The 14201-nt window shown below is 38.4% G+C and carries 10 protein-coding genes; 2 read left to right on the forward strand and 8 right to left on the reverse strand.

The features are described 5' to 3' along the window. Nucleotides 1–8: 8 nt before the first annotated feature. From ACQY77_RS11160 to ACQY77_RS11180, 5 genes are all read right to left on the reverse strand, one after another. Entirely contained in the window at nucleotides 9–749 is a 741-nt protein-coding gene (locus ACQY77_RS11160) for a rhamnogalacturonan acetylesterase (protein WP_421942060.1), read from the reverse strand. Nucleotides 750–758: 9 nt separating this feature from the next. Then, complete coding sequence (locus ACQY77_RS11165; protein ID WP_421942059.1) at nucleotides 759–1778, reverse strand: pectinesterase family protein; 1020 nt, start codon at nucleotides 1776–1778, stop codon at nucleotides 759–761. Nucleotides 1779–2218: 440 nt separating this feature from the next. Beyond that, nucleotides 2219–3784 (reverse strand): DUF4957 domain-containing protein, encoded by a 1566-nt coding sequence (locus tag ACQY77_RS11170; protein WP_421942058.1) that lies wholly within the window; start codon nucleotides 3782–3784, stop codon nucleotides 2219–2221. A gap of 10 nt (nucleotides 3785–3794) precedes the next feature. Beyond that, on the reverse strand, nucleotides 3795–5591 hold the full coding sequence (locus ACQY77_RS11175) for a RagB/SusD family nutrient uptake outer membrane protein (protein ID WP_421942057.1): 1797 nt from the start codon (nucleotides 5589–5591) through the stop codon (nucleotides 3795–3797). 22 nt (nucleotides 5592–5613) lie between these two features. Continuing rightward, nucleotides 5614–8802 carry a SusC/RagA family TonB-linked outer membrane protein gene (locus ACQY77_RS11180; protein WP_421942056.1) on the reverse strand — a complete coding sequence of 1063 codons (3189 nt, stop codon included), beginning with the start codon at nucleotides 8800–8802 and terminating at the stop codon, nucleotides 5614–5616. 264 nt (nucleotides 8803–9066) lie between these two features. On the opposite strand from ACQY77_RS11180, the gene ACQY77_RS11185 reads away from it, so the two are divergent. Beyond that, nucleotides 9067–10101, forward strand: coding sequence for a LacI family DNA-binding transcriptional regulator (locus ACQY77_RS11185; protein ID WP_421942055.1), 1035 nt, complete (start codon nucleotides 9067–9069; stop codon nucleotides 10099–10101). A gap of 27 nt (nucleotides 10102–10128) precedes the next feature. Here the strand turns inward: ACQY77_RS11185 and ACQY77_RS11190 are convergent, their stop codons facing one another. Continuing rightward, nucleotides 10129–10359 carry a hypothetical protein gene (locus ACQY77_RS11190; protein WP_421942054.1) on the reverse strand — a complete coding sequence of 77 codons (231 nt, stop codon included), beginning with the start codon at nucleotides 10357–10359 and terminating at the stop codon, nucleotides 10129–10131. Nucleotides 10360–11052: 693 nt separating this feature from the next. Here ACQY77_RS11190 and ACQY77_RS11195 point away from each other — a divergent pair. After that, nucleotides 11053–12237, forward strand: coding sequence for a class I SAM-dependent rRNA methyltransferase (locus ACQY77_RS11195; protein WP_421942053.1), 1185 nt, complete (start codon nucleotides 11053–11055; stop codon nucleotides 12235–12237). A 143-nt stretch (nucleotides 12238–12380) separates the two neighbouring features. Here ACQY77_RS11195 and ACQY77_RS11200 read toward each other — a convergent pair whose 3' ends face one another. Beyond that, the gene (locus tag ACQY77_RS11200) at nucleotides 12381–12632 is read right to left on the reverse strand and encodes a DUF6814 family protein (RefSeq protein WP_421942052.1); all 252 of its coding nucleotides are present in this window, start codon (nucleotides 12630–12632) and stop codon (nucleotides 12381–12383) included. Between the two features lie 10 nt (nucleotides 12633–12642). Next, nucleotides 12643–14163, reverse strand: coding sequence for an MFS transporter (locus ACQY77_RS11205; protein ID WP_421942051.1), 1521 nt, complete (start codon nucleotides 14161–14163; stop codon nucleotides 12643–12645). Between the last annotated feature and the right edge of the window lie 38 nt (nucleotides 14164–14201).

Here is a 14201-nt window from a genome sequence, read left to right on the forward strand (position 1 = left end):
ATAGATTTTTACTTTAAGTTCTTAGCGATTCCTAATTTCCTTTCTTTAATTCCTTTAACCACTAATCCTGCTATTTGCTTTGCACCCTCCGGGCTTAAATGTGTATCATCCTTTTTCCCTTTCGGATAATTTACATCACCAGAATCTACGTAATTAAATAATTTAACAGATGGCACGTCTCCTAAACGGCTTAGCAAGCTCTCTGTTTTTGCCAGCATATCAATTAGTGGCACCTTCAATGAATCGGCTACTTCCCTTGTCATTCGCGGGTAATCACCATGAGTATCTATTAAAACGCCATTTTTAAAATTTCTTCTTGCAATTGGTGTTAACAATACCGGTATAGCTTTTTTGCTCCTGGCCTCTTTTACATAGTTAATCAGGTTAACCTTGAACTCTGTAAGAGAAACTCCAACTTTTGGTTTGTCTACTTTCTCATCATTATGCCCAAACTCAATAAAAACATAATCACCGGCTTCGAGCTTCTCCATTATTGGATCCCACCTTTTTTCTGCACGAAAAGATTTGGTACTTCTTCCATTTAACGCCCGGTTATCTACAATTACATCGCTTTTAAAAAAAGACTGCAATGCCATGCCCCAACCTGTTTCCGGATAAGCTTTCGCTTCCTTATTGGCCGCTGTAGAATCTCCAATGATGTATACAGTGGTTTTCTTTTGAACGACTGTAAAAGAGAGTAAAAGAATTAACACGAAAAAGGCTAAAAAGGGATAAAAGTATTTTTTCATAATTGCTATCTATTCATTAATCAGCGGATTCCAATTGTCTGTGCCAGACAATATATTTTTAAGGTTGTAGTTTTTTGCTTCCCGATCAGTTAATTGTTTTGTCCAGGGCAATCTGGTTTGGGCTGATGCACCTAAACCGGTACTTTTATATTCTGCGTAGAAAACTGTTTTCTCCTTTTCGGGGAACATCAAGTCACCTTTCCAGGGATTCCATCCAGCAGGGACAATGTGTTTCCCTAAATTACAGTTTAGGAATACTGTTTTGGCATATGGCCTCCAGGGTCTTCCCAGAAATACTTGTTTTACAGCGCTATCTGCAACAATTTTACAGTTGAAAAAGCTAAAACCAAATTTTTGTCTGCTCGAGGTAGAAGCGGCTGTAATATAAGAATTGCTTAAACTTTTAACGGTACAATCCTGAAATACTGCTGTGGCGGTGCCAAAGATAAAATCGGTTGTCCCTTCGATAAAACAATCTTTATAAAACTGTCTGCTATTCTCCGTCGCTGCATATAAAGTATCCTGATTGCCCAGTAAAGTACAGTTTTTGGCCACAAACCGATCTCCTTCTACATGTAAAGCTACTGCTTGCCCCACTCTGCCAGAGGTGTTGATGATTGTTAAATTTTCCAATACTGCATCATTTCCCTGCACCAGAAACGTATAAGAGGTATAGGTGCTAAACTTCTCTAGTCCGAATACATCTTGAGGTGTTTTATTCGGCTTGCCGGAATAATCATTATTCGTGATTATCGTCCCGGTTTTGCTTTCCCCGATTAATGAAATTTTGGTCTTCCAGGAAGGAATAATTAACTTCTCATGGTAAGTACCATTTTTAATGTAAATCTTAACCTGCTTTTCACCTAAATCACGTACAGAATTAATGGCTTCCTGTATGGTTTTATAGTTTCCAGACCCATCTTGCGCCACAGTTAATTCGGGTGGGTACTTACTGTCCTGCGCCCAGCTGTTAGTAAGAGAAAAAGCAAGTATAAGGAGTATTAAAAAGCTAAAAAAGGATGATCTCATGGTTAACGAAAGGTAAAAACTATTTACTATAGATTATTAAAAAGGCTGCATTATAAATTCAATTTCGATTCAATCTGTCATGTTTAGCCCGTCGAAACGCCATAATAGTACTTAATAAAGTCCTTCGACAAGCTCAGGATGACAATTAATCTTTACAGTTTCTCAGTTAGTTTATCCATCTGACATTATAAATTCAATTTAATCTGTCACGTTGAGCCTGTCGAAACGCCCTAATAGCAACTTAATAAGGTCCTTCGACAAGCTCAGGATGACAATTAATCTTTACAGTTTCTCAGTTCTAATTAGTTTCTCCATCTGGCATCATAAATTCAATTTCGATTCAATCTGTCACGTTGAGCCCGTCGAAACGCCATAATAGCATTTAATCAGTTCCTTCGACTAGCTCATCACAATCAATCTTTACAGTTTCTCAGTTCTAATTAGTTTCTCCATCTGGCATCACCAATTCCATTTGCTTTTAAGGTACTTTCGCTAATGGTAAAATTACCGGTAGCAGGAGCAGTAAAGCCTGGATTCAATGTGGTAAATGTTCCGGTATCGTATTTAGCGCCAGCTGTTACACTTCCAGCCATATAGGTTGGAGCATTGTAATAGTTATTGGCCGTAAAATTGGCAGGAACAATAATGGTTGAAGCCTGATTGGTTAAAATACCTCCGGAATTAGCCACGATATTTTTAGAAAAATAGATTTCATGCTTAGCTAAACGAATATATAACAACCTGTTAGCCGCTCCGTTACACATACCATTAAGGGTATTATTAGATACCGTAATAATAGAAGTTACTGCCGGGAAATTGGTAGAACCTCCGGCGTCCATTCTAAAAAAGTCTCTTGCCAGTGCAGAGGCATATACCGTATTATTTGAAAAGGTTAAAGTTTTTGCAATTCCGGTTCTAAAATCAATAAAATCGCCACCATTACATTCGATATTACTGATGATATTCCCTTTCATATTAACCGATTCGATTAAGGTTTTCACATTTACATAGACTAAACCTTTAACATAGTTTTTGATGTTGCAGTTTTCGATATTTAGATTTCCATAGGCATTGTCTGAAGCTTCATCGTATATAATGGTTTGATTGCCTCCGATAGCTCCTGTACCATCAATTTCCAAATCTTTTAAGCCTAAACCTGCGTTTCCTTTTAACCTGACAATCATCCCCTTAATAATGGGCTTATCTGTAGGTTTTGCTCCTTTTAAGGAAATACTTGCTGCAACGGTGACATCTGCATTGATGTTGTACGTTCCGGGAAAAAGGGCAAATACATCACCGGCTTTGGCATTGGCCATTAAACTGGCCAGGTTATCTGTTGGATAAACGGCAATTGCCCCGCCTAAATCAAGTAAGGTTGTAAAAGTTATTGTACCCCTAACTTTTGTTGCATTTAACAATTTAGCAGTATAAGTCGTTTCTCCGGTTAAACCTGTAATTGTTGCTTCTCCGGCAGCAATTTCTGCTGCTGTAACGGTACGCGTAATATTACCTGGAGCTAGTGTTATGGTGGTTGCTACTTCTCCGGGAGTCCAGTTTAACACCACTGTATTTGCCGTTAATTTAGCCGCATTTATAGCCTGGAAAATTTGCTCGGCATCTGTTTTTGCTGTGGCTGTAATCCACTTAGAATCTGTTACACCTTCACCTATAGCTTTAACCCTGATGGCATACTGTGTATCACCACTTAATCCGGTAACGGTATAAGGGAGTTGTGCAAATGTGATATTTTCAATTTTCTTAACCGGATTTCCTGAAAAATCTGCCGTTTCAAAAACTTCTATTGTATAGGTTTTAGCATTATTTACCGCCTTCCAGGTTAATCGTACTCCGGTTTTGTTCACTACCGTTGCACTTAATCCTGTTGGAGAAAAAGCACGATCAACCTCAAGCTTTGTAATTTCTTCTAAATCACTATCCTTGCACCCTGAAAACCCCACTAAGGTTATCAGAAAGAAAATGTAACTCAATAATATATTTCTGTTCATAACCAGCGATTTATAAATTCAAATTTTTATTATTTAACATGCCGTTCGATGAGTCGATAAACACCTGCCAAATCGGCCAAACTTGTTGTGCGTTCGGATCTTTAACCGCTAATGCATCCCAAAAGGTCGAAGCATCACCGGAAGCAACCATGGTCCAGGCCTTATTCGAAGTATAACCTAGCGCAACACCTTGTGCATCGGTATCGCCAAAGTTTAATCCGTAAATCTCTACTGTTTCCCCGTTTGCTGCTGTTCTGTAGTAAATTTTCGCAGGGAGGTTGGCATACTTTCCTTGTCTGGCTTCCAATTGTTGTAATTTGGTTTTTGCCTCTGCTATTTTGGTATTGAGCAGATTCCAGCGAATCAAATCACCCTTTCTCAACATTTCGCCGGTAAATTCTAAAGCACGTTCATTAACAATTGCATTAAAAAATGCGGTTTTAGAAGCGGTTGCTGTAGCCATAAACGCAGTAACTTTTGCTGCATTATTAGGGAAAGCGCGATCGCGGATCATTTTCAAATATGGGGCTGCTGCAGCCGGACCATCTATTTCATTAATTGCCTCCGCAGCCATTAAAAGAATATCCGCATAACGCATGTACATCCAGTTTAAACCGTCGTCGTTAGTAGAAGTAACCCTTCTCTTCATCCACTCGTAGCGATATTTACCGAAGTATAAACGTCCTAAACTTGAAGGTACCTGATATCCACCTGTATCACCTGTTCCGCCATCCCATTCGTAAGGTACTATGCTAACATCTCTTCTTACATCCCCGGCTTCATATTCATACAGCATAATCGGATTCGGGCCATTCGTACCGCCTTTATTCTGGCCGGTATATTTATCTGTTTTTAAGTGCTTTACACCCAAATCAAAAATTACCCTCCCACGGCCTTCGCTAAATGGTATTTCCCAGATCGATTCCAATCCTGCCGCTCCTGCTTCCTCGTTTAATTTTCTAAATACTTCTTCGAAGCCCAATAATCTAAGCTTATTGCTGTTAATGATATCCAGGCACTCCTTTTTAGCAATGGCATACATTTTGGCCGGTGCCAGGTCAGGATCGGCACTCAAATGCACTGTTCCATCTAAACGTTGGGCATATCCGCCGGCAGCGAGTGCTAAACGTGCTCTTAATCCTTTAGAGAAAGCTTTGCTTACGCGTTCTACCTTAGCCGTTGTGGCGTTATCGTTTGGCCAGGGTAAATAGCCCGATGCCTCCTCTAAATCAGCCAATAGCTGTTTATAAATAACATCGCGGTCATTTCTTGGCAAATAGGTTGTTGCGGTAGTAATAGGCTCAAAACGTGCCGGCACATCACCCCATCCTCTAATTAAATCATTGTATAAGACCGCCCTTAAGGTTAATATTTCACCCAATATTTGAGCCATTTGAGGGTTACTTTCTATCTTACCGTATGTCCTGATTCCTCTTATCGCCAGATTAGCACGTTCAATGCCTTCATAAAACTTTGCCCAGGCATTGTTATCTGTATTCATTTGACCATTGTTAACATTAGCATTGTAGTTAGATAACCTTGATTTGTCATCATTAACAGCTTTTAAGCCATTATTTATTTCAGTATCATTATTAATGCCGTAAAAAACCAGGAAACGGCCACGATAGGAGTTAGTTTCTCCAAAAGACTGGATGATTCCGGCAATTGCCCCTTCTGCCAAACCTGGTGTAGAAAAAATCACCGATTCGTCCAAAGAAGATTTGGTAGGTGCATCAAGTGCCTTTTTACAGCTGGTCACGAAGGTGAACCCTGTAAGGATGAATAATGTATATATAATCTTTTTCATTGCTTTAAAATTAAATTGTAGTCTAAAAATTAACATTCAAACCAAATACAAACGATTTACTTTTCGGATAAGCAGAATAATCTACTCCCGGAGTGAGATTAGTTCGGCGTCTTGTTGAAACCTCAGGATCAAATCCTGTATAATCGGTAAGTAACCATAAGTTATAGCCGGAAGCATAAATTCTCAGTTTTTTCATCTTTAGCTTACTTGCAATTTTCTCTGGTAAGGTATATCCTAAAGTGATGGTTGATAATCTTAAGAATGAGCCGTCTTCTACTGCCCAATCGCTCAATACAAAGGTTTTCATATACGGCGACCACAATGTAGTACCGGCATTCATAGCTGCAAGTTCAGTTGGATCATTACTAATGGTACCATCAGCACGGAGGTTATTCCAACGATTACCGGAAGCCATAATGTCAATCATGTTTCTGGAGCTGTATTTACTGGTAGAAGTATATTCAATCTTGTTGGCATTGTAGATGTCATTTCCATAGCTCCAGTTAAAATAAGCACCAATATCGAAGCCATAAATTCTGGAGTTAACAGAGAAACCGCCTGTATGTAATGGATTAGCGTTACCAATTACCGTTCGGTCTGAAAGATCAATTTTTCCATCACCAGAAAGATCTTCGATTTTCATCGTACCCGGACGGATTGTTCCTAAGAAGGAAGTTCCATCTACTACTCCAGGTTTAAGTGTCCAGTTACCCGTGGCAGCATTGTAGCCTGTGAAATCGGAAACTTCGTATCTGCCTGCATTACGATAACCGTAAATCCGGCCCAATGGTGCACCTTCCTCTACTAAATAATCAACACCGATTTCTGTAGATGCCCAACCTGATGAGCCATTAATATTTTTAATAGAGCCTAAAGACACTACTTTGTTGCGGTTGAAGTTGATATTTCCGCTAAAACTTAAATCAAAATTGGTCTTTTTGATAGCAGTCCAGTTTAATGAAAGTTCTATACCTTTATTTTGCGTTTCGCCAATGTTACGATATTGAAAATCATACCCCGTACCCGCAACAGGGAACTGAAGAAGTAAATCTTTTGTTCTATTCCGATAAAGATCAACAGTACCAGAAAGCTTTGAGTCGAGTAGGGTAAAATCTATACCGATGTTGTTTGTAACGGTAGTTTCCCATTTTAAATCCGGATTGGCCATTGTTTTAGAGGCTGCCCAATAGTTATTAAAACCATTCACCCAGGTGGTAACCGAATTTTGAAAGGTTTGATTCATTTGTCCGGGAGGAATGTTGTTATTTCCAACACTGCCATAACTGGCTCTGATTTTTAAATCCGTAATCCAGGATTTGGTTCCTGACATAAATTTCTCCTGCGAGATTCTCCATGCTGCAGAAAATGCCGGAAAGTAACCCCATTGGTTCCCAGGCGAAAATTTGGATGAACCATCCGCCCTAAATGCAGCGCTGAAAAGGTATTTACCCTGATAATCATAATTTGCTCTACCAAAAAAGGAAAGCAGCTTGTCGTCAGGAGAAAAATTATTGTCGATAGAATTAGCCTTTCCCTGCGTTGACAGTACCCTTGCATCCTGAAAGCCAAATGATTTAGGGAAACCATGCACAACGCTGGTGAGGATTCCGTTTTCTGTTTTAATAAATTCCTGACCGATTAATGCATTCAAATTATGATCCTTGCCCAGGATTTTACCAAAACTGTAATTCAAGGTATTGGCATTTCTAAAACTATTTCTATTGGTATTGGCTAAAATGATGGCCGGAAGATTTTGGTTTTCTGCAGAAGGAACATTTCTCACATAATAAGTTGTTGTTCCGTAAAACCGATCCTGATCATTCCGATAACCATCGTAACCTACTTCCGATCGCAATCTTAAATTATCGATGATATCATAATTAATGGCACCGTTAATGTTATAAGTTTTACGTTGAATATACTGATCGTTATCAGAAATGGCAATCATAGGATTGTACAAATTGAACTCATCATCTGTTTCGGTGGTGGTGGTTAAACCCGGTACAGGAAATGAGGGGTATAACATGGCATTTTTCAACCTTGAATCTGCTGAAGAAACTTCATTTTGCTCATTTGCTCCACCCCCTTTGATTTTCGTATTGGAATATCTTAAACCAAAGTCAAGTGTAAGTTTATCATAAAGCTTGTGGTTAATTTTGAAGTTAACATTTTGTCTTTCGAAGCCTGACAATTGCATAATGGCCTTATCTTTTACAAAAGTATGGCTGAGGCTATACTTCGTTTTATCTCCACCACCGCTGATATTTATATTTTGGTTGAAGGTTGTACCTGTACGTCCAAAAATGATTTCCTGCCAATCGTTAGCCGGAACGTTATCGTATAAGTCAATATCCTGGTAATTGCCAAAGTACTGGGTATAATCATTCGGAGAATTGTCTAATAACGAACGCTCATACTGCCACCTTACGTAATCAGATGGAGTTAATAAATCTAGTTTATTAGCCAGATTTCTTACGCCTGTAAAAACATTATAAGCAATGGCTGTTTTGCCCGTTTTACTATTTTTCGTACTTACCAATACCACACCATTTGCGCCTCTGGATCCATAAATAGCTGTAGAAGAGGCGTCTTTTAAAATGTCGATAGATTCTATATCCTGTGGTGCAATATCTGCAATCGATGCTACAGGAAAACCGTCAACAATGTAAAGTGGTGAGTTATCGCCGGTAATTGAACCGCCTCCTCTAACCCTCACCACCAGGTCGGCATCCGGAGAACCTTCTGTGGAAGCAATGCTAATGCCGGCAACTCTTCCCTGGATCGCCTCCAATGCAGAAGAAACAGGTGCTGCCGCAATAACCTCCGAACTCACAGATGAAACTGCCCCAGTTAAATCCTTTTTCTTTACTACACCATAACCCACATTAACCGTAACTTCCTGCAAGGTGTTTACATCTTCATCCAAAGTAACATCTACTTTGTTCTGATCGCCAACAACTACGGTTTTGGTTTTGTACCCCATATAGGTAAAAACTAGGGCCCCTCCTTTTTGAGGGATTGATATTTTGTACACCCCATTGGCATCAGTGCTTGTTCCTGATTTGGAATCTTTAATGGTTACGCTAACACCTATCAGTGGCGTTCCATCTGATTTGTCCTTCACAACTCCTGTAAGTTGCCTGTTTTGGCCATAGGAAAGGGGAAGAAATGAAAAAGATAGAAATACTAATAAAAGTAAAACTCTGCTCATAATTAATTGTATTTAGGATAATTTGGTTACTTAAGAACATGCAACCGCTTGCATGGAGAATATAATTCTATTTCAGAATGTTATAATTAGTTAATATTTGGTTACGTTATTGTAACAATTTTACAAACTTAAAACCATTTGAAAACAGATTTAACTAAAAAACTGTGCAAACGTTCCCAAAAACGTAGATATGACAGTTATTAAATAAGCCTTTTTCAGGGCTTAAAAGAGATATTTTTTGTAACTTGTACGCAACTGCATAAAATGAGATTTGAGACATCTACCATAAAAGATATTGCTAAAGCGCTAGGACTTTCTACTTCTACAGTTTCCAGGGCTTTAAGAGACCGTTACGAAATTAGTGAAGAAACAAAAAAACTGGTTCTGGCTTATGCTGAAAAAGTTAACTACCGGGCTAATCCTATCGCGAGAAGCTTAAAAGAAAGAAGAAGTTACTCTATAGGCATTATTGTGAGTGAAATTGCTAATAACTTTTTTTCGCAAGTGATAAATGGCATAGAATCAATCGCATACAATAAAGATTACCATGTCATTATTTCCCAAAGTCATGAATCTTTTGAACAGGAAAAACTCAACGTTGAGCATTTAGCATCAAGATCTATTGATGGTTTACTGATTGCCTTATCGTCAGAAACTCAAAACATTGACTACCTACGGGATTTATATGCAAAAGGTTTACCCATAGTTTTCTTTGATCGTGTTCCCGAAAATTTCGAAACCCATAAAGTGATTGCCAATAACTTTAAAGGCTCATTCGATGCTACTGAGCACTTGATATTATCGGGTAAACGAACGATTGCCCATTTAACCAATTCTGAGAATTTATCTATCACCAAAGAACGTTTAAAAGGATATCAGGCAGCACTTGCTAAATACCATATTGATTTTAATACAGATTTGGTAAAATATTGTCAGCATGGCGGAATGCATAGTGAAGAGCTGGAAACTGCAGTAAAAGAATTGTTGCCCCTAAAACCCGATGGTATTTTTATTGCCAGTGACAGGTTAACAACAGGTTGTATTATGGCCCTCAAAAATACCAATCCTGAATTTGCCCATAAAATTGCAATAGCTGGCTTTACCAATTCTAATCTGGTTGAACTTTTCTCTCCATCGCTAACGTCAGTTAGGCAACCTGCTTTCGAAATGGGACAAGTGGCTACAGAGTTATTGATTTCCATGATTGAGGCCAAACGACCAGTGGTAGATTTTGAAACAAAGATTTTAGACACCGAATTGATTAAGATTCAAAAGGGTATATCAAATAAATTTCTTTAATAAGATACAGTTCCAACTGGAAACCATTTAATTTTTTAAGAGTGCATTTGCTTGATTTATTTTCTTTTGAATATTGTTGAAGTATTCTGCGTAATCGCTTAGCGCTGGATTAATCCAATTCATCAAGTCATCAATATCAACTAAAACACCACTTGCTTCAGAAAAATCAATATTACCAGCTCTAAAACATATCGGTTCGTTATGATAAATACGATTTCTCAATATTCTTATTCTTGATAATTTTTGTTCTAAAATCATGCGGTTAACATTGGGGGGGTATTTGGAAATGCATTAATCGAACAACCTTTTGTCACCTTATAATGAGCCTTTTCAAAAAAAGTAGTCCAAAATCCGAACGTTTGTTAAGATATCAATTTGCTAGCTGTTACTCTACCGCCTAGCAAGATTATTTTATGATGTATCTTAAGCACCTGATTCTTCATCGCAAATCTACCCCTTGATAATGATGAATCACTCATAAACCCTTTCTGTTCGTTAATAATCCAATCCGGATCGTGAAATGCACAGGCAATTTCATTATAAATTGTGTTTCGCAAGAAGGTTTCGAACAGATTTAATATGGGGTAAAAAGCTTCTGAAGCTCTGATATTTATCCGATACAATTTTTGAGCTTTAGTTTTAGAATTACCGCAAGCCCTTAAAAACCGGTTGAGACTAGGTTCTGAAATATAATATTCGAGTTGAGCATATCTCATCAAAGGTTTTGGTTTATTTTATATTTTATATAAATTTGTGATGTTATGCTTAGTAAAGCCTCTTCTCTTATGAAAACGTAACTAAGTAAAGTCTTAAAGCCCTGGTCGCATCCAGGGCTTTCTTGTTCTAAAAATATCACAATTATGCGACTAACATTGTAGATTTCATTTCCCTTTTTGTGTCCCGAATTATCTACAGTTGATTCCAAATGAAACTTATTCTTACCTTTGCGCAATGGTAGAAATCATTTTAAAAAGAGGCAAAGAGAAAGCAGCTATTCAAAGACATCCATGGGTATTTTCCGGCGCTTTGGAAAAAGTAAAAGGCAAACCTGAAGATGGTGATGTAGTAAAAGTATTTGCCTTTGATGGTGAGTTTTTAGCTTATGGCTATTTTAACGGAAACTCCCGTGTTGCCGTACGTCTTTTAGAATGGAATGAAGACCAGATTATTAATCAATCCTGGTATCAAAACCGATTAAACCAGGCCATTGCCGCAAGGGTTTCAATTTTGAACGAACAAACCAATACCTGCAGATTGGTTTTCAGTGAAGCAGATTTCTTACCCGGACTAATCGTTGATAAATATGCAGACTTCCTATCCTTACAGATTTTAAGTTCTGGAATAGAAAAGGTTAAAACTGATCTTGTAGAAATGCTTCGTATAGCACTGAACCCTAAGGGGATTTTTGATAAAAGTGATGCTACAGCACGAGGCCATGAAGGTTTACCAATCGAAAATGGCTTGCTTTGGGGTGAAAATCCACCTGAATTTTTAGAAGTAAAGGAAAATGGTATCATTTACCATATCAATATCGCTGAAGGGCAAAAATCAGGCTTTTACTGCGATCAACGTGATAACAGAAAAATCCTCGCAAGCTACACTACGGATAAAAAAGTATTAGATTGCTTTAGCTATAGCGGAGGTTTTAGCTTAAACAGCTTAGCTAACCAGGCCAAACATGTTACGAGCGTAGACAGTTCTGCTTTAGCGATAGAAACGCTGAAACAAAACATTGTGCTTAACCACTTTGACAATGAAAAGGTTACTACCATTCAGTCTGATGTGAATAAACAACTAAGAGCCTTTGCTGCAGCAGGCGAATCCTTTGATGTCATTGTTTTAGATCCACCTAAATATGCACCCTCACGCTCTGCATTAGATCGTGCAGCACGCGCCTACAAAGACCTGAACCGCCTGGGCATGTTGTTGCTCGAAAAAGGAGGGTTACTGGCAACATTCTCCTGCTCAGGGGCTGTAGATATTGAAACCTTCAAGCAAATCATTGCCTGGGCTGCCTTAGATGCAGGTAAAGAAGTACAAATCATCAAGCAGTTTTGCCAACCTGAAGATCATCCGATTCGAATTTCCTTTTCAGAAGGAGAGTATTTGAAAGGATTACTCTTAAGGGTACTGTAGGTGCAAATAAAATAATATTTCTCCCGCAGATGTCGCAGATTCTTTAACCATTTATCTTTTCTAATTTCAAGCATAAAAATCGGCGTTAATCTGTTAAATCTGCGGGAGCTAAACACTCATGCTACGCAGGGCTGAGAACTTCACTAAAGTTCTTCTGAACGCTCTGGTAATCGCTCATACTCACCCTTCCAGGCATAAAAACCAAAAATCATTAAACCAAGACTAATTGGGAAAAAGATAAAAAGAATGATGCCCCATTGTAAAATGGTATTAGTTCTTTCAATAGAAGTATGCGTTAACCCTACTTTCTCAATGGCTTGAATAACTAAAAAGGTCATCGCTAAGGGGCCTAAAACCATCCATACCAATCCTAAAAATTTCTTTATCGTATTCATATCTATAACCTTAATCGTTAATATTTTCGTCTCTTTTATTAGAGAGGTAAACCGTACCTATAATTAAACTCAAAGCTGCAATCCCGATTGGATACCATAGTCCGGATAGTGGAGTGGAGCCCGAAAAACTCGCGATTAGTGTGGCAATAAAAGGCACTAATCCTCCAAACACACCGTTACCAATATGGTAGGGAAGTGACATAGAAGTATATCTGATCTTAGTTGGAAATAACTCCACCAAAAACGCGGCAATAGGCCCGTAAACCATAGTCACCAATAAAATCTGGAAAAAGATTAATCCGATAAACTTCCAGAAAACAGGCTTACTTAACACTTTATCTTTAATAATTTCTTTTGCAGGGGCAATTCCTTTTGCAATAGATAAAGTATCCTGCTGCACTTTAACAAAAGATGAGCCGTCTTTTAAAACGAACTTAGTAGATGTGGTTCTCAAACTATCCAGGCTCTGATGGATCAAAACGGTATGAACACCAGGTGTTGAGGAAACAATTTCTGTTTGGCTTATTGATGTAAAATCGGTATCATCCAAAAAAGTCTGATAGATTGGCCGATAGAAGATTATACCTAAAAGCATTCCGGTAAGCATAATCCACTTTCTGCCAATTTTATCACTCCAGGCACCAAAAACAACAAAAAATGGCGTTGCAAATGCAATTCCCCAAAGTAAAATGTATCGGGAATCATTAAAATCGAGCTTACAGGTATTTTCTAAGAAGGACTGTGCATAAAACTGACCGGTATACCAGATTACACCTTGCCCCATAGTAGCACCAAACAGCGCAAGCAATACCATCTTAAAGTTCGCTTTGTTATTAAAACTTTCCTTTAAAGGATTTTTGGATACTTTACCTTCCGATTTCAACTTAGAAAACATGGGCGATTCATGCATCTTCATCCGGATATAGATGGATACCACCACCAATAAAATAGAAAGTAAGAATGGAATCCTCCAGCCCCAATCGGCAAAAGTATCTGCACCAAGCACGTTTTTAGTAATGACAATAATCCCCAGTGAGAGAAACAAACCTAAAGTAGCGGTTGTCTGAATCCAACTGGTAAAAAAACCTCTTCTGTTTTTAGGGGCATGCTCAGCTACATAGGTTGCTGCCCCGCCATATTCACCACCTAAAGCTAAACCTTGTATCAATCGAAGAACCAACACTAAAATCGGAGCTGCATATCCGATTGTTTTATAGGATGGGATAAGACCGATCAAAAAAGTAGAGCCTCCCATGAGTACTAGCGTTAACAAGAAGGTATATTTCCTTCCAATCAAATCGCCAAGTCGACCAAAAACCAGCGCACCAAAAGGCCTTACAATAAAGCCGGCGGCAAAAATAGCCAGGGTATTAATTAATGCAGAAGCCCCTGCATCTTCCGGAAATAACTTGGAGCCAATGATAACGGCAAGGCTTCCAAAAATGTAAAAATCGTACCATTCAATTAATGTACCCAGGGAAGAGGCACCGATAACTTTGAAAATATTGTTCTTAGGTAATGTTTCACTCATAAGAAATTGGGATATTTGGTTTTCCGAATATAACTGAT

This window comes from Pedobacter sp. (assembly GCF_965279535.1).
Taxonomy (GTDB): Bacteria; Bacteroidota; Bacteroidia; order Sphingobacteriales; family Sphingobacteriaceae; genus Pedobacter.

Bases quoted from the DNA above. Each gene is read 5' to 3' on its own strand.
- ACQY77_RS11160 (WP_421942060.1), bottom strand. From the start codon at position 749: ATGAAAAAATACTTTTATCCCTTTTTAGCCTTTTTCGTGTTAATTCTT.
- ACQY77_RS11165 (WP_421942059.1), bottom strand. From the start codon at position 1,778: ATGAGATCATCCTTTTTTAGCTTTTTAATACTCCTTATACTTGCTTTT.
- ACQY77_RS11170 (WP_421942058.1), bottom strand. From the start codon at position 3,784: ATGAACAGAAATATATTATTGAGTTACATTTTCTTTCTGATAACCTTA.
- ACQY77_RS11175 (WP_421942057.1), bottom strand. From the start codon at position 5,591: ATGAAAAAGATTATATATACATTATTCATCCTTACAGGGTTCACCTTC.
- ACQY77_RS11180 (WP_421942056.1), bottom strand. From the start codon at position 8,802: ATGAGCAGAGTTTTACTTTTATTAGTATTTCTATCTTTTTCATTTCTT.
- ACQY77_RS11185 (WP_421942055.1), top strand. From the start codon at position 9,067: ATGAGATTTGAGACATCTACCATAAAAGATATTGCTAAAGCGCTAGGA.
- ACQY77_RS11190 (WP_421942054.1), bottom strand. From the start codon at position 10,359: ATGATTTTAGAACAAAAATTATCAAGAATAAGAATATTGAGAAATCGT.
- ACQY77_RS11195 (WP_421942053.1), top strand. From the start codon at position 11,053: ATGGTAGAAATCATTTTAAAAAGAGGCAAAGAGAAAGCAGCTATTCAA.
- ACQY77_RS11200 (WP_421942052.1), bottom strand. From the start codon at position 12,632: ATGAATACGATAAAGAAATTTTTAGGATTGGTATGGATGGTTTTAGGC.
- ACQY77_RS11205 (WP_421942051.1), bottom strand. From the start codon at position 14,163: ATGAGTGAAACATTACCTAAGAACAATATTTTCAAAGTTATCGGTGCC.